The sequence below is a fragment of the Bacillus thuringiensis genome (assembly GCF_001595725.1).
Lineage (GTDB): Bacteria > Bacillota > Bacilli > Bacillales > Bacillaceae_G > Bacillus_A > Bacillus_A thuringiensis_K.
The window spans coordinates 3,431,848-3,455,808 of the sequence record NZ_CP014282.1 but is presented as its reverse complement, the minus strand read 5'-3'; the positions used below and the strand labels follow the sequence as shown (position 1 = coordinate 3,455,808).

The following is a 23,961-nucleotide window of genomic DNA, read 5'->3' as shown; positions in this document are numbered from 1 at the left end:
TGGCTCCTTTCAGTAAAAGATTCACTGTTTTTATTTTATTTTTGATGTTACTGTATTATGATTAAATGTATGCAAGGCAGCAGAAGTGAAAGAAGGCGAATACATATGTTTGTAGCAGAACATGAAGTTGAAATCCGTTATGCGGAAACAGATCAAATGGGTGTTGTTTACCATTCAAACTACTTAGTGTGGCTTGAGTTAGGTCGCACGAAACTTATACAAGATTTAGGTTTTTCATATGTTGAAATGGAGAAAGAAGGAATTATTTCTCCTGTGTTAGATTTACAAATTTCATATCGTAAAGCGATGCGTTACGGAGAAAAAGCAATCGTAAAAACATGGGTAGATACTGTGAGCCCACTTCGCGTTGTATATGGATATGAAATATATAATGGTGATGGTGAACTGTGTATTACTGCAAGTACGACGAATATTTGTGCGAAAAAAGAAGGGTTCCGTCCTGTATCATTTAAAAAGTTATATCCTGAGTGGTATGCGAAATATGAGGAAATTAAGAAAAAATAAAAAAGCGTGGCAGAAGCCACGTTTTTTTATTTTTCATAATTAAATTGTGGGAAGTCGTCACCTTCGTTAAGTGTAACAGATAAATTATGTCCATCGAAGAACCATTCATCATCGCCTTCAATAAAGAAGTTAATGCCTTCTTCTTGAATTTGAACAGCAGGGTGTGCAGGATCATCTTTACGAATACCTAAAGAAAGTCCTTTTTGCACAGTACTGCAACCACCGTATTGTACGAAAAAGCGTAGTGTTTCATTTGATTGTAAGTTTAATTCATTTTTATACCATTGTGCTGCTTCTTTTGTTACGGAAAGATTCATGTATAGTTCCTCCAAATTATGTTGCTTTTTCTTTAGTATAAAAAATAACGCAAAAAGACGCTATTAATATGCTTCACGTTTTCTTTTTGCGTTATGTGGGTTACGATCTTATTTTTGCTTTTTTGAAAAGTTTGCTTTTGGTTCAGTTTTATTTATAATTCGTCCGATATTTGCACGGTGTTTATAAATAACCATACCTGCTAATAAACACATCGCAATAATGAAGATTTTATCCCCGCTAACAATGGATGCAATAACAGCAACAACTGCTGTTACCATAGAAGAAAGTGATACGTATCTTGTTGTAAATAAAAGGGTGAAAAATACAACAGCCAATATTGCAAAAACAACTGGTGAATAGCATAATAGTACCCCAGCAGAAGTTGCAACTGCTTTACCACCGCGGAATTTCGCGAAGATTGGATAGACATGTCCAAGAACAGCCGCTAACCCGAACCATAGTGGGTGAATATCTAATCCGAAAATCATTGGTAGACTTGTTGCTAAAGTCCCTTTTAAAATGTCAGCAATTGTAACGGTAAAACCTGCTTTTTTCCCTAATGTGCGGAATGTGTTTGTTCCGCCTAGATTACCGCTCCCGTGCTCACGAATATCGATTCCGTAGCCAATTTTTCCAACAACTAGTGCAAATGGAATCGAGCCAAGTAAGTAGGCAACGATAAATAAAAGATATGTAGTAACCATAAGTTCAGTCTCCTTTATTCAAATGTGTTGATAAAGGGTAAAAAGAGTTTTTCCCGTATATTGTACCATACATTTGTAAAGAGCACATTTCTTTTTTGTAAATGAAAAATTCATTATTTCGTGAAAAAAATTTCACAGTAATGTTACATTTCTCACAGAAACAGTAAGACTATATGTAGTAACATTTTAATCAAAAGATAACAACATATTGGTGGAGGGTTATAAATGTTACAAAATAATACACGTGGAGAAGAAGAATTAATGAAAGTGTTCGAGACAATAGTCCACGGCAATGAACAAGATTTAATGCAAGAAAATGCAAATGTAGACGGCCGCTCTCCAATGGGCGTAATGGGAACCTTCGCATCTGAGAGTGCAAAATATTATGCTGTTGAGAATTTATTGTCAGATCAAGTGAAAAAAGCAATAAATGAAAATATATTATATCCACATGATTTAGATTTTTATGCGACAGGAACGACGACTTGTTCACAAATTCCGTTAGCACAAATGCTTGCTAACGGTTTTCATACGGGGCATGGACATATGAGACAACCGCAAGACATTAAAAGTGCATTGGCTCTTGCGTCTATTATTTTTCAAGCGAATCAAAATATGCAGCATGGTGGTCAATCGTTTGCACTCTTTGATATTGATTTAGCACCTTATGTACGAAAAACAATTGAGAGACATAAAAAACGATTACAATCATATCCGCTTACGAAAGAACAAATAGAAGAATTTGCATGGAAAGAAACGGAAAATGATACGTATCAAGCGTGTGAGGCTTTCGTTCATAATTCGAATAGTATGCATAGTAGGGGCGGAGGACAAGTCCCGTTTATTTCTATTAATTACGGAACAGATACATCAAAAGAAGGAAGAATGTTAATTAAACAACTTTTAAAAGCGACACAAGCTGGACTTGGTAAAGGAGAGACACCGATTTTTCCAATTCAAATTTTCAAGATGAAAAAAGGTGTGAATTTTGAAGAAAGTGATCCGAACTACGATTTATTTGAATTAGCATTAGAGACAACCGCAGAGCGATTATTCCCTAACTTTTCATTTTTAGATGCGCCGTTTAATGCAGTGCATTATGATGGAAGACCAGAAAGTGAAGTATGTTACATGGGATGTCGTACCCGTGTTATGTCTAATATACATGGAGAAGAAACAGCGATTGGTAGAGGGAATTTATCATTTACGTCTATTAATTTAGTGAAATTAGCGTTAATTAGTGGTTCAAAAGAAGCGTTTTTTGAAGCGCTAAACTATTATTTAGATTTAGGAATTAAGCAGCTATTAGAAAGATATGCGTATCAATGTACGAAGCGAGCAAGAGATTTTCAGTTTTTATATTCACAAGGTGTATGGCGTGGTGGAGAAACGTTGCAGCCTGAAGACTCCGTAGCCTCGATTTTAAAACAAGGGACGTTAAGTATTGGTTTTATCGGTCTTGCGGAATGTTTAGTAGCTTTAACAGGAAAGCATCATGGGGAAGATGAAGAATCATGGAAACTTGGGTATGAAATTATTTCCTTTATGAGAGATAGAATGGATAAAGCGACAGAAGAACATCAACTGAATTTCTCAGTAATTGCAACTCCAGCAGAAGGATTATCAGGGAAGTTTGTGAAAAAAGATAGAGAAGAATTTGGTGAAATTAGCGGTATAACGAACCATAATTACTATACGAATTCATTCCATGTTCCAGTTTATTATAACATTCAAGCGATAAATAAAATCCGTTTAGAGGGCCCGTTCCATGCTCTCTGTAATGGAGGACACATTACTTATATTGAACTAGACGGAGCAGCAATGCATAACAAAAAGGCATTAAAACAAATTGTACAAGCTATGGCAGAACATGGCGTTGGATACGGTTCAATTAATCATCCTGTTGACCGTTGTAAGTGCTGTAGTTATCACGGGGTTATTGGGAATGAATGTCCAAGTTGCGGGAATGAAGATGAGGCTAATATAGAAAGAATTCGCCGTATAACAGGCTATCTTGTAGGAGATATGTCGAAGTGGAATAGTGCGAAACGTAGTGAAGAGATAGATCGGGTGAAACATAAATGAAAGTGATGAATATTATTCATGATAGTGTAGTAGATGGAGAAGGATTGCGGACAGTCGTGTTTTTTGCGGGCTGTCCGCATCGTTGCGTTGGTTGCCATAATCCGAAATCATGGAATATTTGCAATGGAACGGAAATGACAGTAGAAGAAATTGTGAAAGAGATTGCAAGTAATCCATTAACTGATGTAACATTTTCAGGTGGAGATCCATTTTTTCAAGCTGCTGAAGTGAAAAAGGTAGCAAAAATCGTGAAAGATTTTAAAAAAAACCTATGGATGTATACAGGTTATACGTTAGAAGAGATACAGAGTTCTCAAAATAATGATATGATAGAGTTGTTACATTATGGGGATGTTTTAGTCGATGGAAGGTTTGAAATTGAGAAAAAAGATTTAACACTTCCATTTCGCGGAAGCTCCAATCAACGTATTATTCGATTGAAAGAGTAAAAAGGCGGGATAGATGATATGAATAAAACAGTATTGCTTGTTGAAGATGAAAGAAGATTACGTGAAATTGTTAGTGATTATTTTCGTAATGAAGGCTTTGAAGTAATCGAAGCAGAAGATGGAAAAAAAGCGTTAGAGTTATTTGCAGAGCATGAAATTGATTTAATTATGTTAGATATTATGTTACCAGAAATAGATGGATGGTCTGTTTGTAGAAGAATTAGAAAAGAATCAGCAGTACCAATTATTATGTTGACAGCACGTTCGGATGAGGATGATACATTGCTAGGTTTCGAATTAGGTGCAGACGAGTATGTAACGAAACCATTTAGCCCGAAAGTATTAGTAGCTCGTGCAAAGACGTTATTGAAACGTGCGGATGGTGCGGTAGGAGTAGCGGAAGAAAATGCTATGTCTTTAGCTGGAATAGAAGTAAATCGTCTATCTAGAACTGTTTTAGTAGATGGAGAAGAAATTATATTGACACATAAAGAATTTGAACTTCTTGTGTATTTAATGGAGAACAAAGGAATCGTGTTATCACGTCAACATTTATTAGATCAGTTATGGGGATATGACTATTACGGTGATGACCGAACGGTTGATACCCATATTAAAAAACTTCGAAATAAGCTAGGAGATAAAGCGAAGCATATCGGTACTGTTATTCGAGTTGGTTATAAATTTGAAGAATAATCTAGAACGATTTGTGTAATTTAGCCTAGGGAAATGGCGATTTTATACTCTCTTTTGAAGGTAGAATGTACAAAAAATACTTTTTTTGTCTACAATGTTAGATAGGAGTATTTTTTTAATTAGATTTCACGATGAGTTCACAAGAAGGACACAAAACGTGACTATACTGAAAATACGAATTCACCAGAGAGGGGAAATAAAACATGGGATATTACGACGGACCAAATTTAAATGAAGAGCATAGTGAAACGAGAGAAGTGAGAAAATCAGGTAGTAAAAAAGGCTATTTCTTCACAGGTTTAGTGGGAGCTGTAGTCGGAGCGGTTTCGATTAGTTTTGCAGCACCATATATGCCATGGGCTCAAAATAATGGAGCGCCAGTATCATCATTTAGTTCGGATTCAAAAGTAGAAGGTACTGTAGTTCCTGTTGTAAATAAAGCGAAAAATGAAACTGATTTACCTGGTATGATTGAAGGGGCGAAAGATGTTGTTGTAGGTGTTATTAATATGCAACAAAGTGTTGATCCATTTGCAATGCAACCGACAGGTCAAGAACAACAAGCTGGTTCAGGATCAGGTGTTATTTATAAAAAAGCAGGGAATAAAGCATATATTGTAACAAACAACCATGTAGTGGATGGAGCAAATAAACTTGCTGTGAAGCTGAGCGACGGAAAGCAAGTTGATGCGAAATTAGTTGGTAAGGACCCTTGGTTAGACTTAGCAGTTGTTGAAATTGATGGATCTAATGTAAATAAAGTTGCCACTTTAGGTGATTCAAGTAAACTTCGTGCGGGTGAAAAAGCCATTGCAATCGGTAACCCGCTAGGATTTGATGGAAGTGTAACGGAAGGTATAATCAGTAGTAAAGAACGCGAAATTCCGGTTGATATTGATGGCGATAAACGACCAGATTGGCAAGCACAAGTTATTCAAACAGATGCAGCGATTAACCCTGGTAATAGTGGTGGTGCATTATTTAACCAAAATGGTGAAATAATTGGGATTAATTCAAGTAAAATTGCACAACAAGAAGTTGAAGGAATTGGATTTGCTATTCCAATTAATATCGCAAAACCAGTTATTGAATCTCTTGAAAAAGATGGAGTAGTAAAACGTCCAGCGCTTGGAGTAGGTGTTGTTTCATTAGAAGATGTGCAAGCTTATGCAGTCAATCAATTGAAAGTACCGAAAGAAGTAACTAATGGTGTTGTATTAGGTAAAATTTACCCAATCTCACCGGCTGAAAAAGCTGGTTTAGAGCAATATGATATTGTAGTAGCATTAGATAATCAAAAAGTAGAGAATGCTCTTCAATTCCGTAAATATTTATATGAAAAGAAAAAAGTAGGCGAGAAAGTAGAAGTTACATTCTACCGTAACGGTCAAAAAATGACGAAATCGGCTACTTTAGCAGATAATTCAGCTACAAAGAATCAATAATCGAAATAAAAGAAAGTCTCTTTCATATTGAAAGAGACTTTCTTTATCGGCTATACTAAAGGAATAGGAGGGATTAATTATGACAATTGAAAACCCAACTCGTACGGAAATTGGTGAAGTGCTAAAGAAAAGCAAAACAATTGCGGTTGTTGGATTATCAGATAAGCCAGAACGTACATCGTATATGGTTTCAAAAGCAATGCAAGATGCTGGATACCGCATTATTCCAGTTAATCCAACAGTAGATGAGGTGCTTGGAGAAAAGGCAGTTTCTTCACTAAAGGATATTAAGGAACACGTTGACATAGTAAATATATTTCGTCGCTCAGAGTTTTTAATGGATGTTGCAAAAGAATTTGTAGAGATTGATGCAGATGTTTTTTGGGCACAATTAGGAGTACAAGATGAGGATACATATAAACTTTTAAAAGAAAAAGACTATACTGTAATAATGGATCGTTGTATTAAAGTAGAACATGCGATGACAAAATAGTGTAGATGTAAAGGTAGAAAGATTGATTCAGCCCTCATTATAGATAAGTAGGGCCGATGAACGAGGTGTTCATCATGAGATTTTTTAAAGGCTGTTTTTGGGGATTGTTATTTGTAATCCCATTTTGGATCTTGATCATTTGGATCATAATAAAGGTTTGGAATGTGTAATCTTGGAATACATATCCATTTCTCGTTGACAAACGATTATTTTTCTGAAATAGTAGCCTAGAGGAATCCTTGTGAGAAAACAAGGATTTTTCTATTGAAAATGGTATATAAAAGAGATAAGATAACTTGCCAAAACTATAGTCGAGGCGTTATTCTATAATAGAAACATATGTTCTGATTTTGGATTAGGAAAGGGGCAAGGAGTTTGGCGAAGCATCAGTTCCAATATAATGAAGATGCGATTCAAGTGTTAGAAGGACTTGAAGCCGTTCGAAAACGCCCGGGTATGTATATCGGGAGCACGGACAGCCGTGGATTGCATCATTTAGTATATGAAATAGTAGATAACTCCGTTGACGAAGCGTTAGCGGGATTTGGCGACGAAATTTCAGTCGTAATACATAAAGATAATAGTATTAGCGTTATAGATAAAGGGCGAGGAATGCCTACGGGAATGCATAAACTTGGGAAACCTACACCTGAAGTTATTTTAACTGTACTTCATGCCGGTGGTAAGTTTGGTCAAGGTGGTTACAAAACGAGTGGTGGTTTGCACGGTGTTGGGGCATCTGTTGTAAATGCCTTATCAGAATGGTTAGTCGTAACGATTAAGCGTGACGGAAATATTTACGAACAACGCTTTGAAAATGGCGGTGTTCCTGTAACGACGCTTGAGAAAATCGGGAAGACGAAAGAGTCTGGTACTACGATGCATTTCAAACCAGATACAACGATTTTCAGCACAACAAATTATAATTATGAAACATTATGTGAGAGATTACGCGAATCTGCATTCTTATTAAAAGGAATGAAAATCTCAATAAAAGATGAACGAAATGATTTAGAAGATGTCTTTCATTATGAAACAGGAATTGAAGCTTTCGTTTCCTATTTAAACGAAGAAAAAGATTCAATTCACCCAGTTGTATATTTCACTGGTGAACAAAATGGGATTGAAGCAGAACTAGCATTTCAATTTAACGATGGCTACTCAGAAAATATTCTTTCGTTTGTAAATAATGTACGTACAAAAGATGGTGGAACACATGAAGCTGGATTTAAAACAGCGATGACGCGTGTGTTTAACGAGTATGCTCGTAAAGTAGCACTATTAAAAGAAAAAGATAAAAACTTAGAAGGTACAGATATTCGTGAAGGTGTAGCGGCTATCGTTTCGGTACGTGTACCAGAAGAAGTGCTTCAGTTTGAAGGGCAAACGAAGGGGAAACTAGGTACAAGTGAAGCGCGTTCTTCAATTGATGCCATTGTATCTGAGCATTTAGCATACTTTTTAGAAGAAAACCCTGATGTAGCTACACTTCTTGTGAGAAAAGCAATTAAAGCAGCACAAGCCCGTGAAGCAGCCCGTAAAGCAAGAGAAGAAGCGCGTAGTGGTAAGAAAAAGAAAAAATCAGAAGGTACGTTAAGCGGGAAATTAACACCTGCACAATCACGTAACCCGCAAAAAAATGAACTATACCTAGTAGAGGGTGACTCTGCCGGTGGTTCTGCGAAACAAGGACGAGACAGACGTTTCCAGGCCGTATTACCGTTACGTGGTAAAGTAATTAATACAGAAAAAGCAAAGCTTGCTGATATCTTTAAAAATGAAGAGATTAATACAATCATTTATGCGATTGGCGGCGGTGTAGGAAATGAATTTGATGTTGAAGATATTAACTACGATAAAGTTGTAATTATGACCGATGCCGATACCGATGGGGCTCATATTCAAGTATTGTTATTAACGTTCTTCTACAGATATATGAAGCCACTTATCGAAGCTGGTAAAGTATTTATCGCACTTCCTCCTTTATACAAAGTAAGTAAAGGAAAAGGTAAGAGTGAGGTAATTGAATACGCTTGGTCAGATGAGGAATTAGACGGTGTAACGAAAAAAGTTGGAAAAGGCTATATGTTACAACGTTATAAAGGACTTGGTGAAATGAATGCGGATCAATTATGGGAAACAACAATGAATCCTGAAACGCGTACATTAATTCGCGTAAAAATTGATGATGCAGCAAGAGCAGAGCGTCGCGTTACAACATTAATGGGCGATAAAGTAGAACCGCGCCGTAAATGGATTGAACGTAATGTACAGTTTGGTATGCAAGAAGAAGGAAATATTTTAGAAAATGAAATGATTATGGAGACGGAGGTGGAATAACATGCAAGCAGAGAAGTTTCATGACCTCCCGCTTGAAGACGTGTTAGGTGATCGTTTTGCACGTTATAGTAAATATATTATTCAAGATCGTGCACTTCCAGATGCACGTGATGGCTTAAAGCCAGTACAAAGACGTATTTTATATTCTATGTATGTAGAAGGTAATGTACATGATAAAGCGTTTCGTAAATCAGCTAAAACAGTAGGTAATGTTATTGGTAATTATCATCCACATGGAGATTCCTCTGTATATGAAGCAATGGTACGCTTAAGCCAAACTTGGAAAGTGCGTAATGTTTTAGTTGAAATGCATGGTAATAACGGTAGTGTTGATGGGGATCCAGCGGCAGCGATGCGTTATACGGAAGCTCGTTTATCACCAATTGCATCTGAATTATTACGTGATCTTGATAAAGAAACAGTTGAATTCGTGTCAAACTTTGATGATACGAGTGAAGAACCAGTTGTATTACCAGCAGCGTTCCCCAATTTATTAGTGAACGGATCTACAGGGATTTCCGCTGGTTATGCAACAGAAATTCCTCCGCATCATCTTGGAGAAGTTATTGATGCTACAATGATGCGTATTGATAAGCCAAATAGTACTGTTGATGATTTATTAACAGTTATGAAAGGACCAGATTTCCCAACAGGTGGTATTATTCAGGGGATTGATGGTATTAAAAAGGCATATGAAACAGGTAAAGGTAAAATTATTATTCGCGGAAAAGCAGAAGTTGAAACAGTGCGCGGTGGGAAACAACAAATTGTAATCACTGAAATTCCTTACGAAGTGAATAAGGCAAACCTTGTAAAGAAAATGGATGAATTACGTCTAGATAAAAAGTTAGATGGTATTGCTGAGGTGCGTGATGAGACAGATCGTACTGGTTTACGAATTGTTGTTGAATTAAAGAAAGAAGCAAACGCCGAAGGTATTTTAAATTATTTATATAAAAATACAGATTTGCAAATTCCATATAACTTTAATATGGTAGCGATCAATAATCGTCGTCCAACACTTATGACATTACCGAAAATTTTGGATGCTTATATTGGACATCAAAAAGAGGTTATTACGAGACGTTCGCAATATGAATTAAGAAAAGCAGAAAATCGTCAACATATTGTAGAAGGTTTAAAGAAAGCATTATCGATTTTAGACCAAGTAATCGAGACAATTCGAGCTTCAAAAGATAAACGTAACGCGAAAGATAATTTAAGTGCAAAATTTGGCTTTACAGAAGCACAGGCAGAAGCAATTGTTTCCTTGCAATTATATCGCTTAACGAATACAGACATTACAGCGTTACAAGAAGAAGCAGATGAGCTTAATAAGAAAATTATTGAGCTACAGGCAATTTTACAAAGTGAAAAAAGATTACTTCAAGTAATTAAAACAGATTTAAAGAGAGTTAAGAAAACATATAGTGATGATCGACGCGCGATTATTGAAGATCAAATCGAGGAAATTAAAATCGATGTAGAAGTGATGATCCCACAAGAAGATGTCATCGTTACTGTAACGAAAGAAGGATATGTGAAACGTACTGGATGGCGCTCACATAATGCCTCGAACGGCAAAGACTTCGGTATGAAAGAGGGTGACATCTTACTTGAACGATTCGATACGAATACGACAGAGACAGTCCTCTTATTTACGAATAAAGGAAACTATATATATCTGCCAGTATACGAAATGCCAGATATTCGTTGGAAAGATTTAGGTCAGCACGTTGCTAATATCGTTTCACTCGACCGGGATGAAACAATCATTTGGGCAACGGTTGTACCGAACTTTGAGGAAGAAAAACGATTTATCGTATTTGTAACACGAAATGGTATGATAAAGAAAACAGAATTAAATCAATATAAAGTTCAGCGTTATTCAAGGGCATTCGTTGCTGTAAACTTGAAAAAAGATGATGAAGTTGTCGATATATTTGCGACAGATGGAACGAGTGATATCGTTCTTGCTACACACGGTGCATATGCACTTATTTTCCATGAAGATGAAGTAAGTCCAGTCGGTGTAAGAGCTGCTGGAGTGAAAGCAATTAATTTAAAAGAAGATGACTATGTCGCTTCTGGTAAACCGTTAAATGGTGATAAAGATCAACTTATTCTCGTAACACAGCGCGGTGCTGTAAAACGTCTAAAAGCATCAGAAATTGAAAAATCAACGAGGGCGAAACGAGGTCTAGTTATTTTCAAAGAATTAAAACGTAATCCGTACCGCATTGTCGGTATTGAAATTGTTCGGGACGATGAATTAGTTTACATGAAGACAGAGAAAAACATTGTAGAAGAGATTGATCCGAAAGCGTATCGAAATAAAGACCGGTATAGTAATGGTAGCCTAGTGCTAGATGTTAATGATACTGGTGAAGTAGTAGAAACGTGGACGAAGAAAAGACCAGAATAAAGAGGGCATCTTGCTATGAATAATAGCAAGATGCTTTTTTCTAGGCAATTTATTATGTAAATAATAATAATCTTGTTATAATAACTGGATGAAATCGTTCTCATAAAGTGAAACTTTAATCAATGGGATTTTCTTTATCCACATTGATTATTAGTTGAATCAATCGGGCTTTAACGAGCAGTTGATTCCTCACCTAATTCCTTAGCTTTCGCTGAATTTTGAGTTAGGAATCTTACTGCCCGTTAGAGCGGGACAAATGGAGGGGCAACATGAAAAAAATAGGTGTAGGGATTGTAGGATTTGGTTTTTCAAGTACGACATTTCATATCCCACTATTACAAACGATAGAAGAATATGATATTCGTGCTGTATTATCCTCAAAAGAAGAGGTAGTAAAAGAAACATTACCAAACGCTAATGTTGTTAGTACAATTGATGAATTGGTGAAGCGAGCTGATGTTGACTTAGTTGTTATTACATCACCTAATACAACTCATTTTCCATATGTAAAAGAAGCAATTTTAAACGGTAAGCATGTTGTTGTAGAAAAACCATTTGTTGTTTCAATTGAAGAAGGGGAAGAGCTTATTTTATTAGCAGAGCAGCATAATGTAATGTTAAGCGTATATCATAATCGTCGTTTTGATAATGATTTCTTAACAATTAAGAAATTGTTAGGAGAAAACAGAGTAGGGAATGTATATGCATATGAATCGAATTTTGATCGTTTCCGTCCACATGTACGTGATCGATGGAGAGAAAAAAATCTACCAGGCTCCGGTATATTATATGATTTAGGATCGCATTTAATTGACCAAGCGTTATCAATATTCGGGAAACCAGATGCTATAAGTGCAGATGTAATAAAACAACGACCAGGTGCAGAGGTGGATGATTATTTCCACATAGAACTTCATTACGGAGTTAAACGTGTCATTTTACGTAGTAGTAGTTATGTGAAAAAAGCTGGACCGCATTTTATAGTGCATGGAGAGAAAGGTTCTATCGTGAAGTACGGTATGGATTCGCAGGAAGAGCAATTAAAAAATGGAATGAAGCCAGGTGATAACGGTTATGGAGTAGACGATGAAGAGAATTTTGCTACTTTAGAAACAGAAGAAAGCTTAGAGCGTATTCCAACAGAAGTCGGTTGTTATAACAATTATTATAAAGGTGTACGAGATAGTATATTAAATGGTGAGAAACTACCTGTAACAGCAAAAGAAGGTTTAGATGTTATTAAACTGATTCAATTAGCGATTGAAAGCAGTGAAAAGGGTAGAGTCATTTCTATAAAATAAAAAGACACGAAATTCGTGTCTTTTTATTTTTGTGGAACAGAAAGACCATAGAAGAACATCGTAACGATATCTTGTATATGTTTTTCGCGATCTCCTTCAAGAAGTTGTGCTCCAAATTCATCACCTAACTTTGTAAACATTTGAATGTAAAGTAACATCATTTCTTTAGTAAGGTGTGGATTAATTTCGTTTTTGCGCTGAGCTCGTTCTAATATTTCTAAATACCAGGGCAGGATTTTTTCATTTTGATAACTATAAATAAACTTACGGAGTTCTTCGTCCCTTTGCATCATTTGTAGTAACATATCAGGTTGAAATAATCCGCCAGTATTCATTTTTCTTACAATCATTTTTTGCATCATATCATGAAAAGGTAATTTTTCTTCCGCAAGCTCTTTATAATATTGAAATTCAGATATGATAAATTCTTGTATAAGCTCCCTAAATAACGCATCTTTACTTCCGAAATGATTATAAATTGTAACTTGAGAAACGTTTGCTTCTTTTGCGATATGTTCTATTTTCACTTCATTAAATCCACGTTCTGAAAATAATACGAATGCTGCTTCTTTAATGGCACGCTTTTTCTTTTCTTTTACTCTTTCAAAGCCGTTCAATGCAATCACCTCACTTAAAATATACAAGAAAAAATAATGGAAAACAATAATTTTGAAATATGGACTAATAAATATTTCAAAAAATTGTTGCGAATATGGAAGATGAGGAGTACAATAATTTTGAAATATCACATATTAAATATTTCAAAAAATGAGGTGGAATTATGATTTCAGTTCAAGATGTCACAAAACAGTTTTCGAATGGAAAAGGTTTGTTTCATATTACATTTGATGTAAAAGAGGGAGAAGTATTTGGTTATTTAGGACCGAATGGCGCCGGAAAATCAACGACGATTCGTAATTTAATGGGATTTATAAAACCGACAGCTGGTAAAGCGACAATTTTTGGATTAGATTGTTGGAATGAAGCAGCGAAAATTCAAAGGGAAGTTGGTTATCTACCGGGTGAAATTTCTTTTATTGAAGGAATGAACGGATTAGAATTTTTAAAATTAATGCAAGGAATGCGTGGATTAAAGGATACAAAAAGACGAGATGAACTGATAGAGCGTCTGCAATTTGATGTGAAAACACCGATTCGCAAAATGTCTAAAGGAATGAAGCAAAAAGTAGGGATAGTCGCTGCATTTATGCACGATCCAGAGGTGTTAATTTTAGATGAACCAACATCTGGACTTGATCCACTTATGCAGCAAGTGTTTATAGATTTAATATTAGAGGAAAAGCAAAGAGGAAAAACAATCCTAATGTCATCACATATTTTCACTGAAATTGAGAGAACTTGTGACAGAGTAGCTATTATTAAAGGTGGTCGACTCGTAACGGTTGAAAATATTCACGATTTACAAAGTATGAGAAGACAGGTGATAGATGTAACAGTATCATCACAAGAAGAGATTGAGTCCCTTACAAAGTGTAATTTGCAATTTGAAGCGGTAAAAGGCAGAGAGGCATCTATCATTGTACAAGGAAATTATCAAACTGTTTTACAAACACTTTCAAACTATAATGTAACGGCACTTCAAACGAGAGCGATGGATTTAGAACATTTATTTATGCATTATTACGATAAGAAAGAAGGGATAGCGCATGAATAAGCAATTATTTTTAGCTAGTTTGAAAGAAACACAAAAAAGTATTTTGAGTTATGCGTTTGGTGCAGCTTTATATCTGTGGTTATTAATTTGGATATTCCCGTCAATGGTATCAGCGAAAGGGCTAAATGAATTAATAGCTGCCATGCCTGATAGTGTGAAAAAAATCGTTGGTATGGAAAGTCCGATTCAAAACGTAATGGATTTTCTAGCGGGCGAATACTATAGTCTATTGTTTATTATCATTTTAACAATTTTTTGCGTAACAGTTGCGACACATTTAATTGCTCGTCATGTAGATAAGGGAGCAATGGCATACTTGCTAGCAACGCCTGTATCTAGAGTACGAATCGCAATTACGCAAGCGGCTATTCTTATATTAGGACTACTGATTATTGTAGCGGTTACGTATGTAGCGGGTATAGTAGGTGCAGAATGGTTTTTAGAGGATAATAACTTAAATAAAGAATTATTTTTGAAGATAAATGTAGTCGGAGGGCTCATATTTTTAGTCGTTAGTGCCTATTCATTTTTCTTTTCTTGTATATGTAATGACGAAAGAAAAGCACTAAGTTATTCAGCGAGTTTAACTATCTTATTTTTCGTATTAGATATGGTAGGGAAGTTAAGTGATAAGTTAGAATGGATGAAAAACCTATCATTATTCACGCTGTTTCGTCCGAAAGAAATTGCTGAAGGATCATATAATATATGGCCGGTAAGTATAAGTTTAACTGCTGTAGCGCTTTGTATTTTTATCGTAGCGATTGTAGTATTTAGGAAGAGGGATTTACCGTTATAAAGTAGAAAGTCCACTGAGAAAGTGGGCTTTTTTTATTTGTAAATTTAAACTAGTATGTTCATTGCATCCTTATAAAGGATATTTATCTTTTTAATTACAAAAATATTCAAAAAAGTGAACCTTTTTCTAGGTTCATACGTCTAATACATGTAAAGTTAAATTGGAAGTGATGAAGTGAGGATGAAACAGGAGGAGCGATTGTGAAAGTAATCCCTTTATATAAAATGATTATAAAAGAAGAAACGGATGTTTCTTTAGCGAAAAAAGGTGATCATGAAGCCTTTATAGCGCTTATACATACAGAAAAAGTGAAAATGTATCGAATAGCAAAGGCGATGTTACGTGATGAGACAAATATAGAGGATGCGATACAGACAACAATTTTAAAAGCCTATGAAAATATAAAAAAATTAAAAAAAGAAGAATTTTTTCAAACTTGGTTAATTCGAATGCTAATAAATGAGTGTAACAATATTATTAGAGCTTATAAAAAGGTAATTGTGACAGAAGAGAATGATTACAATATGAGTGCGTGTGATCAGTATGAAGATATAGATTTGTGTAATGCGATTCAATCGTTACATGAAGAATTAAGAGCTGTTACGGTGCTTTATTACTATGAAGACATGAATCAAGAGAGTATAGCAAAGCTGTTAGAAATACCGAAAGGAACAGTGAAATCAAGATTATCACGTGCGAGGGAACAACTACAAAAAACGATTAAAGATGGAATAGGGGGTGCAAAGGATGGATAATGAAAAATTATTTGATGAGAAATTAAAAAAGAGAATAAAAGATGAAAATGTTATAGTACCTCCAGAGTTAAATGAAAAGATTAATGGCACGGTACATAATCTTAAGGTAAAAAAGAAGAGTTACAAAATTCATATGATGATAATTAGTGCAGCGGTTTGTATACTTTCAGTGGTATCTATGTCTGAGTTTTCTATACAAAGTTTTGCGCAAAACGGTGGAGTATTTGAATATGTAAAGAAAAAAGCATTTTCTGATTATGAAAATGAAGAAGAAATAAAATCGAATGTACATTATCCAGATAAAGAAAAGATTCATCAAAAGATGCTAGATTCCATTGATTATTTTAAAAATATTTCAGGACAATTTGAGGAATATTCTAGCTCATCAAGAATCGCTACAACATATAAGTATGCGATTGATACGGAGAAACAAAGAGGTATCTCTTCGAAAGAAGATAAACTAGCGAAAAAACGAACAATTATATATAACGAGGGCAAGAAAAAAGAGTTTGATGATGAGAAGTATACCTATAAAGAGAGACAAAATGGAACCCGAAAGAAAGAAACAATGAACTATTAAAATTAAATCCTACGGAAAGGGTAGTGAGAAAATCAGATGAGAAAAAGAGATATGATGATGAATATGTAGGGCTAGCTAAATATAGTATTCAATCAGAATTTGCAGATTTGTTAATTCGATATAAAGATTGGAATTATAAAGAAACGAAATATCTTGGATTAGATTGTTACAAAATTGAAGGAGTTATCAACATAGAGATGCCTGTTAGCACCTCTGAAGATTTAAGAGGGAAATTCGAAATGGTTGTGGAGAAAAATACAGGGATTATGTTGAAATTTCTTAGTTTTCAAGAAGGCTTGATTCAATATTCAGTTACGACTGAATGGATACAAATAGATAAGGGATTGAAAGAAAGTATGTTTCAAAAGGATAGCGCTAAATATGAAAAAATGAAAAACATATTTGATGAATAGAGACAGGAGGAGAGTAAATGGGGAATCATTCATCTTTAAGAGAAGAGAAAATTAAGCAAAAATATAAAAAGAAAACGATAATAAGTTTACTACTGGCGGTATTACTATTTGGTGGAATTGGCTATGGAGCTTATGTATATATGAAAACTTCTAGTCTCGTACAAAAATCTAATTTGAATTTAGCACGAGGTGAAAAATCCAATTTACGTGAGAAATCTGTAAAGCCAATTGCAAATCATGTTTCACTTTTAATTATGGGAATTGATGAAAATCAAGAACGACAAAAGGAATATAATGGTGCATTTCATACAGATGCATTACTGTTAGCGACTTTTAATAAAGATGATAAAACAGTGAAATTAACGAGCATACCGCGTGATACATACACATATGTTCCAGTTGAAAAGAAAAAAGATAAAATAACCCATGCATATGGAAGTGGTTTCGTTAAAAATGGTAAAGATGGAGGACCGCAAGCTTCTGTGGAAGCGGTAGAAAAATTGTTACAGGTGCCTGTTGATTATTTTGTGAAATTTAATTTTGGTTCCTTTACTAAAATTGTTGATGGGTTAGATGGTATTGAAGTGGATGTCCCAGTTGAATTTACGGAGCAAAATAGTAAAGATGAACCTGATACGATTCATTTGAAAAAAGGATTACAAAAATTAAATGGGGAAGAAGCACTCGCACTAGCAAGAACGCGCCATATTGATAGTGATGCAATGAGAGGACAGCGCCAACAACTTGTTATTGAAGCGATTTTAAGTAAATTAAAAAGTGTAGAATCGATTACGAAGCTAGAAAAAATAGTTGAGGCGGTTGATGGTGATTTTAAAACAAATTTAGTAATGGACGATATTTTATCTTTTTATAAATACGGTTTAAACGGTTCAGTTGAAAAAATACAATTAGCTGGTGATGATTTATACTTACCTAATGGCCCAAACGGGCAACGTGTATATTATTATAATCCTAATAAAAAAGATCTACAGAGTTTGAGTAATACTCTTAGAACACATCTAGGATTAAGTGAAAAGCAAATTGAGGAGAATTAAAGCAGATGTAATGTCTGCTTTTTTATTTTTGTCTAATGGTATGACATTTAGTTTTTAATGTTATATACTATTTAAGAATTAGAGTTAATAGTGTAACGTAATAGTAGGGTTCAAGTTAAGTAGCAAGGGGGCTATCACATAGAATAAATGTTATTGCTTAAAATAGTTTGGGAGAAATGAAAATACAGGGGAGTAGCAAAAATGAGAATTGCAAAGAATTTAACATTCCAAGTTATTGTGGCCATTATTTGTGGTATTGCAGTAGGGGCAATTTGGCCGAGTGTTGGACAACAAATGAAGCCAATTGGTGAAACATTCATCAATATGATTAAAATGGTTATTGCACCGATTATCTTTTTAACAATTGTACTCGGTATTGCAAGTATGGGAAGTATGAAAAAGGTAGGCCGTGTTGGTGGGAAGGCACTATTATATTTTGAAATTGTTACAACAGCTGCTTTAATTATTGGTATCATCGTAGCGAATGTTGTGCGTCCCGGAGATGGATTAGATCCCTCAAAACTAAAAGGCGGAGATGTTTCACAATATGTACAAAGCGGGCAAGAAATGAAATGGATGGATTTCTTTTTACATATTGTGCCGTCTAACATGTTTGAAGCATTTGCAAAAGGTGATATTTTACAAGTGTTATTCTTCTCCATTTTATTTGGCGCAGGATTAACGATGTTAGGGAAAAATGGACAACCGGTTATTGATTTTTTTGAAAGATTATCGAAAGTATTTTTTAACATTTTATCAATTGTAATGAAATTAGCACCGGTTGGAGCATTCGGTGGGATGGCATTTACAATTGGGAAGTATGGTTTAAGCACGCTCATACCACTTGGCAAATTAATGATTTGTGTATATGCGACAATGGCATTATTTGTTTTTATTGTTTTAAATTTTATTTGTAAACTGTATAAATTTAGTTTGTGGAAATATTTAGCTCATATTAAAGAAGAATTACTTATTGTTCTCGGGACATCATCGTCAGAATCAGTACTGCCGCGAATGATGACAAAGATGGAAGACTTCGGGTGTTCGAAACCGGTAGTAGGTTTAGTCATTCCAACAGGCTATTCTTTTAACTTAGATGGAACAACAATTTATTTATCGATGGCTACTATATTTTTAGCACAAGTTTTCCACGTCGATCTTTCACTAGGTCAACAATTAACTATAATAGCTATTTTATTAGTTACATCTAAAGGAGCAGCAGCAGTAACCGGCGGGGGATTCATTGTGCTAGCATCTACTCTATCTGCAATGAATGTTATCCCATTAGAAGGTTTAGCGTTATTACTTGGTGTAGATCGTTTCATGTCAGAAGCACGTGCTATCGTTAATTTAATTGGTAACGGTATTGCAACTGTAGTTGTTGCAAAAAGTGAAAATGAATTTGATGATGAGAAGTATACGAGAGTAGTAGAGGAAATGAAACGAAAAAAAATGGCCGGGTAAAAAGTCAGCTTTGCTGACTTTTTTATTTTTGTAGAAAAGATGTTTTTAGATATATGCATTATTTATTAGCAATAATTAACAAGTATTCAAGTGGTAAATGAGATGAAAGTGATTAAAACAACGAATGTGTATGAATGCGAAATAAGGTTTGAACAACATATGGCATTTTTATGAATATTACTGTAAAAAAATAATTTTTTAAAAATTTTCAATAATAATACTTTACAAAATTTAAAAAATTAGTAGAATAAGAATTAGTAAGAATCGTCTGATAAATATATAGAGAAAAACAGAATTATCAGAAAATTCTTTAATAGCTATCGTTAAGAATTAGGGAGGGTACAAAATGAAAAAGAAACAAATGAAAAAACTAACAGCAGTTGTAGCACCGGTTTTAGCAATGAGCATGGCGTTAACAGCATGTTCTACATCAGGCGGAGATAAAAAGACAAGCACAAACTCAAGTGGAGATAGCAAGTCAGAGGGAAAATTAGCGGCAAAACAAGTGTTGAATCGAACAGTAAACCAAGAGATTCCAACGATGGATTCTTCTAAATCAACAGATACAGTATCTTCACAAATGCTAGGGAATACGATGGAAGGATTATATCGTCTTGATAAAGATAATAAGCCTATTCCAGCTGCAGCAGAATCTAGCACGAAAAGTGAAGATGGTAAAAAATATACGTTCAAACTACGTAAAGATGCAAAATGGTCAAATGGAGATCCAGTAACGGCGAAAGATTTCGTATATGCTTGGCAACGTCTATTAGATCCAAAAACAGCTGCTGAGTATGCATTTATCGCATTCCCAATTAAAAATGCAGAAGTGGTTAATAAAGGTGAAAAACCTGTAGCTGAATTAGGAGTGAAAGCGGTAGATGATCTTACGCTTGAAGTTGAATTAGAGCAAGCGGTACCGTACTTCTTAAACTTAGTAGCATTCCCATCGTACTACCCATTAAATGAAAAATTCGTACAAGAAAAAGGGGAGAAGTTCGGTATAGAGTCTGATACAACAGTTTATAATGGACCGTTCGTTCTTAAAGATTGGAAGCATGAACAAGGATGGCAATTAAAGAAAAATGATCAATATTGGGATAAAAAGACTGTAAAACTTGAAGAAGTTAACTTCAGTGTTGTTAAAGAACCAGCAACTCTTATCAATTTATATGATAGCGGTCAAGTTGACTTTGCTTTATTAACTGGAGAGTTCGTAGATAAATACAGAAATAAGAAAGATGAATTCGGAACATATTCACAAGTGAGTACGTATTTCATTCGTATGAACCAAAAACGTGATGGACAAGATACACCATTAAAGAGTAAAAAGTTACGTGAAGCAATTGCACTATCAGTTGATAAAAAGAATTTAGCAAACGTAATTTTAAATGATGGATCAAAAGAAGCTGACTTCTTAGTACCAAAAGGTTTAGCAACTGGACCAGACGGTAAAGACTTCCAAGAAACGTTTAAGAATGGTTTAAAACCAAATGCTAAAAAAGCTGCTGCAGCTTGGGAAGAAGCGAAAAAAGAGCTAGGTAAAGACCAAGTTACAATTGAATTCTTAAACTATGATACTGGTAATGCGAAAAAAGTTGGAGAATATATTAAGGACCAAATTGAGAAGAACTTAAAAGGTGTAACAGTTAACATTAAACTTCAGCCATTTAAGCAAAAACTAAAATTAGAATCTGAGCAACAATATGATATTTCATACGGTGGTTGGAATCCAGATTATGCAGATCCAATGACGTTCTTAGATATGTTTGAGACTGGACATTCTCATAACCAAATGAGCTTCTCTGACCCTAAATATGACGGCATGGTGAAAAAAGCTGGAACGGAATTAATGAGCGATGCGAAAAAACGTTGGGAAGAGTTAGGAAAAGCTGAAAAAACATTACTTGAAGAAGATGTAGCGATTGTACCTTTATATCAACGAGGAGATTCTTATGTTTTACAACCAAATGTAAAGGGAGTAGTAAAACATAATATCAGTCCAGAATTTAGCTTTAAGTGGGCATATGTGACTGAAAAATAATAGAGTTGAAAAAGCATTTAAAAGTGGCTTAGCTACTTTTAAATGCTTTTTTTGTGAGCTTAAAATACTAATTTTTAGTGTGGTTAAATAGAGGCGAATAAGGTGTATAGTATGTACATATAGTAGATGGGGGATAAATCCTACTAAATTAAAAAATAAGAATATTTAAAATGAAACTATTTACAAGTACGAAAAAAAGAGTAGAATAACATTAGTTGTAATTTTCTAAAAAATAAATCTTTAGTAAGGGGTCTCTCAAGGATTGGTAATGTACATATAATTAGGGAGGGTATAAAAATGAAGAGAAAAAAGATGAAAAAGTTAACAGCAGTTGTAGTACCAGTTTTAGCGATGAGTGTTGCATTGACAGCATGTTCTGGGGCAGGTGGGGAAAAGAAAACGACTACTACATCAAATAGTGGGGAAGAAAAAAATCTGATATTAAATATGCAGCGAAACAAGTATTAAATCGTACGGAAAACCAAGAAATTCCGACGATGGATACTTCTAAATCTACTGATACATTAGGTTCGCAAATTTTAGGGAACACGATGGAAGGCCTATATCGTCTTGATAAAGATAATAAGCCAATTCCTGCTGCGGCAGAGTCTAGTACGAAAAGTGAAGATGGTAAAAAGTATACGTTTAAACTGCGAAAAGATGCAAAATGGTCAAATGGTGATCCTGTAACAGCGAAAGATTTCGTTTTCGCATGGAAGCGCTTACTTGATAAGAATACTGCGGCAGAATATGCATTTATTGCTTACTATATTAAAAATGCAGAAGCGATTAATAAAGGAGAAAAACCTGTAACTGAATTAGGAGTGAAGGCGGTAGATGATTACACGCTAGAAGTAGAATTAGAAAAACCGGTACCGTATTTCTTAAATTTATTAGCATTCCCATCATACTATCCATTAAATGAAAAATTCGTAAAAGAAAAAGGTGATAAGTACGGTTTAGAAGCAGATACAACTGTGTATAACGGTCCATTCGTTATGTCTTCATGGAAACATGAACAAGGTTGGCAGCTAAAGAAAAATGATAAGTACTGGGATAAAAAGACTGTGAAATTAGAAGAAATTAACTATAGTGTAGTAAAAGAGGTTGCAACGAAAGTAAACTTATATGATACAGGATCAATTGATTTTACATTACTATCAGGAGAGTTTGTAGATAAATATAAATCGAACAAAGAAGAATATGGTGAGTATGCGGAATCAAGTACATTCTTCTTACGTTTAAATCAAAAACGTAACGGACAAGATACGCCTTTAAAGAGCAAAAAACTTCGTGAAGCAATTGCATTATCAGTTGATAAAAAAGGATTGGCAAATGTAATTTTAAATAATGGATCAAAAGCAACAGATCAATTGGTTCCAAAAGGACTTGCGACAGGGCCAGATGGTAAAGATTATCAAGATACATTTAAAAATGGTCTGAAATATAATCCGAAAAAAGGAGCAGCAGCATGGGAAGAAGCGAAAAAAGAACTTGGAAAAGATCAAGTTACAATTGAATTGCTAAGCTATGATGATGGAACTGCGAAAAAGATTGCTGACTATGTAAAAGATCAAATTGAGAAAAATTTAAAAGGTGTAACGATTAATACGAAAATTCAGCCGTTCAAACAAAAATTAAAATTAGAAACTGCGCAAGATTATGAAATTTCTTATGCTGGTTGGAGTCCAGACTATGCGGATCCAATGACATTTATTGATATGTTTGAATCGAAGAGCCCGTACAACCAAATGAGTTATTCAAATCCAAAATACGATGAAATGGTAGGAAAAGCAGGTAATGAATTAATGAGTGATGCGAAAAAACGCTGGGAAACGTTAGGGAAAGCTGAAAAATTATTCCTTGAAGAAGATGCAGGGTTAGTTCCTTTATATCAAACAGGAAGATCGTATGTAATGAAACCGAATGTAAAAGGAATTGTGAAACATAACATCAGTCCAGAATATAGCTTTAAGTGGGCGTATGTAACTGAGGATGGCGGAAAAAAATAAAGTGAAAGCATTTCAAAAGTGGCTGAGCTGCTTTTGAAATGCTTTTTAGTATGTATAAGGGAATAAATCTCGTTAGCCTATTGAGAATCGGGTAGGTAATTAGGAAGGTTCTATCGGAGGGATTTAGAGAGGTCAGTAAGTAGTAAGACAGATGATAGTAAGAGACCTCATGCTAATAAGAAAAATATAGAACGTAGTAATAGATTGGAATAAGGGGAAGGATGTTTACATATAGTAGACAGGGGATAATCCATATAGTAGTTAAAACGATAAGTTACTATAATAAAAAAATAAATATTTAGAAAATTTACAAAAATACTTTACAAAATCTAAAAAAACAGTAGAATATTAATTAATAAGAATTTTCTGATAACGAAAGTTAG

General features: G+C 34.7%; 18 protein-coding genes and 2 pseudogenes. 17 read left to right on the top strand and 3 right to left on the bottom strand.

All coding sequences use genetic code 11. The features are described from left to right. Nucleotides 1-105: 105 nt before the first annotated feature. The gene (locus tag AXW78_RS17065; protein ID WP_000495812.1) at nt 106-525 is read left to right on the top strand and encodes an acyl-CoA thioesterase; all 420 of its coding nucleotides are present in this window, start codon (nt 106-108) and stop codon (nt 523-525) included. Between the two features lie 26 nt (nt 526-551). Here AXW78_RS17065 and AXW78_RS17060 read toward each other — a convergent pair whose 3' ends face one another. Next, nucleotides 552-842, bottom strand: a complete 291-nt coding sequence (locus tag AXW78_RS17060) for a HesB/YadR/YfhF family protein (protein WP_001054453.1) — start codon at nt 840-842, stop codon at nt 552-554. Between the two features lie 108 nt (nt 843-950). After that, on the bottom strand, nt 951-1,547 hold the full coding sequence (gene plsY / locus AXW78_RS17055) for a glycerol-3-phosphate 1-O-acyltransferase PlsY (protein WP_000258974.1): 597 nt from the start codon (nt 1,545-1,547) through the stop codon (nt 951-953). A 225-nt stretch (nt 1,548-1,772) separates the two neighbouring features. Between plsY and AXW78_RS17050 the strand changes: the two genes are divergently transcribed. The 8 genes from AXW78_RS17050 to AXW78_RS17015 all read left to right on the top strand — a co-directional run bounded on the left by AXW78_RS17050 (nt 1,773) and on the right by AXW78_RS17015 (nt 12,781). After that, a complete protein-coding gene (locus tag AXW78_RS17050; protein ID WP_061884481.1) occupies nt 1,773-3,632 on the top strand; it encodes an anaerobic ribonucleoside triphosphate reductase in 1,860 nt (619 codons plus the stop codon). Further along, on the top strand, nt 3,629-4,081 hold the full coding sequence (gene nrdG, locus AXW78_RS17045; RefSeq protein WP_000867074.1) for an anaerobic ribonucleoside-triphosphate reductase activating protein: 453 nt from the start codon (nt 3,629-3,631) through the stop codon (nt 4,079-4,081). The genes AXW78_RS17050 and nrdG overlap by 4 nt, the downstream gene beginning before the upstream one ends. Before the next feature lie 18 nt (nt 4,082-4,099). After that, nucleotides 4,100-4,777 (top strand): response regulator transcription factor, encoded by a 678-nt coding sequence (locus tag AXW78_RS17040; protein ID WP_001044679.1) that lies wholly within the window; start codon nt 4,100-4,102, stop codon nt 4,775-4,777. 203 nt (nt 4,778-4,980) lie between these two features. Continuing rightward, entirely contained in the window at nt 4,981-6,222 is a 1,242-nt protein-coding gene (locus AXW78_RS17035) for a S1C family serine protease (RefSeq protein WP_000542646.1), read from the top strand. A 79-nt stretch (nt 6,223-6,301) separates the two neighbouring features. Next, nucleotides 6,302-6,715, top strand: coding sequence for a CoA-binding protein (locus AXW78_RS17030; protein WP_000151386.1), 414 nt, complete (start codon nt 6,302-6,304; stop codon nt 6,713-6,715). A gap of 375 nt (nt 6,716-7,090) precedes the next feature. Continuing rightward, on the top strand, nt 7,091-9,055 hold the full coding sequence (gene parE / locus AXW78_RS17025; protein WP_001062202.1) for a DNA topoisomerase IV subunit B: 1,965 nt from the start codon (nt 7,091-7,093) through the stop codon (nt 9,053-9,055). A 1-nt stretch (nt 9,056) separates the two neighbouring features. Next, the gene (gene parC, locus AXW78_RS17020; protein WP_001147463.1) at nt 9,057-11,480 is read left to right on the top strand and encodes a DNA topoisomerase IV subunit A; all 2,424 of its coding nucleotides are present in this window, start codon (nt 9,057-9,059) and stop codon (nt 11,478-11,480) included. A 269-nt stretch (nt 11,481-11,749) separates the two neighbouring features. Then, nucleotides 11,750-12,781 (top strand): oxidoreductase, encoded by a 1,032-nt coding sequence (locus AXW78_RS17015; RefSeq protein ID WP_000719766.1) that lies wholly within the window; start codon nt 11,750-11,752, stop codon nt 12,779-12,781. 23 nt (nt 12,782-12,804) lie between these two features. Here AXW78_RS17015 and AXW78_RS17010 read toward each other — a convergent pair whose 3' ends face one another. Beyond that, nucleotides 12,805-13,407, bottom strand: coding sequence for a TetR/AcrR family transcriptional regulator (locus AXW78_RS17010; protein ID WP_116777626.1), 603 nt, complete (start codon nt 13,405-13,407; stop codon nt 12,805-12,807). A gap of 155 nt (nt 13,408-13,562) precedes the next feature. On the opposite strand from AXW78_RS17010, the gene AXW78_RS17005 reads away from it, so the two are divergent. From AXW78_RS17005 to AXW78_RS16970, 8 genes and pseudogenes are all read left to right on the top strand, one after another. Continuing rightward, entirely contained in the window at nt 13,563-14,456 is an 894-nt protein-coding gene (locus tag AXW78_RS17005) for an ABC transporter ATP-binding protein (protein ID WP_061884480.1), read from the top strand. Further along, on the top strand, nt 14,449-15,255 hold the full coding sequence (locus AXW78_RS17000; RefSeq protein WP_061884479.1) for a DUF2705 family protein: 807 nt from the start codon (nt 14,449-14,451) through the stop codon (nt 15,253-15,255). Before AXW78_RS17005 ends, AXW78_RS17000 begins: the two co-directional genes overlap by 8 nt. A gap of 200 nt (nt 15,256-15,455) precedes the next feature. Then, nucleotides 15,456-16,010: an RNA polymerase sigma factor gene (locus tag AXW78_RS16995; RefSeq protein ID WP_061884478.1), complete on the top strand. Its 555-nt coding sequence runs from the start codon at nt 15,456-15,458 to the stop codon at nt 16,008-16,010. Then, nucleotides 16,003-17,003, top strand: a pseudogene (locus AXW78_RS16990) (anti-sigma factor). The gene AXW78_RS16995 and the pseudogene AXW78_RS16990 overlap by 8 nt, the downstream one beginning before the upstream one ends. A gap of 17 nt (nt 17,004-17,020) precedes the next feature. Beyond that, complete coding sequence (locus AXW78_RS16985) at nt 17,021-18,058, top strand: LCP family protein (RefSeq protein WP_000526719.1); 1,038 nt, start codon at nt 17,021-17,023, stop codon at nt 18,056-18,058. 201 nt (nt 18,059-18,259) lie between these two features. Further along, entirely contained in the window at nt 18,260-19,522 is a 1,263-nt protein-coding gene (locus tag AXW78_RS16980) for a dicarboxylate/amino acid:cation symporter (protein ID WP_001216973.1), read from the top strand. Nucleotides 19,523-19,868: 346 nt separating this feature from the next. After that, nucleotides 19,869-21,566 (top strand): peptide ABC transporter substrate-binding protein, encoded by a 1,698-nt coding sequence (locus tag AXW78_RS16975; protein WP_061884477.1) that lies wholly within the window; start codon nt 19,869-19,871, stop codon nt 21,564-21,566. A 297-nt stretch (nt 21,567-21,863) separates the two neighbouring features. Continuing rightward, nucleotides 21,864-23,578: pseudogene (locus tag AXW78_RS16970) on the top strand (peptide ABC transporter substrate-binding protein). Nucleotides 23,579-23,961: the final 383 nt, after the last annotated feature.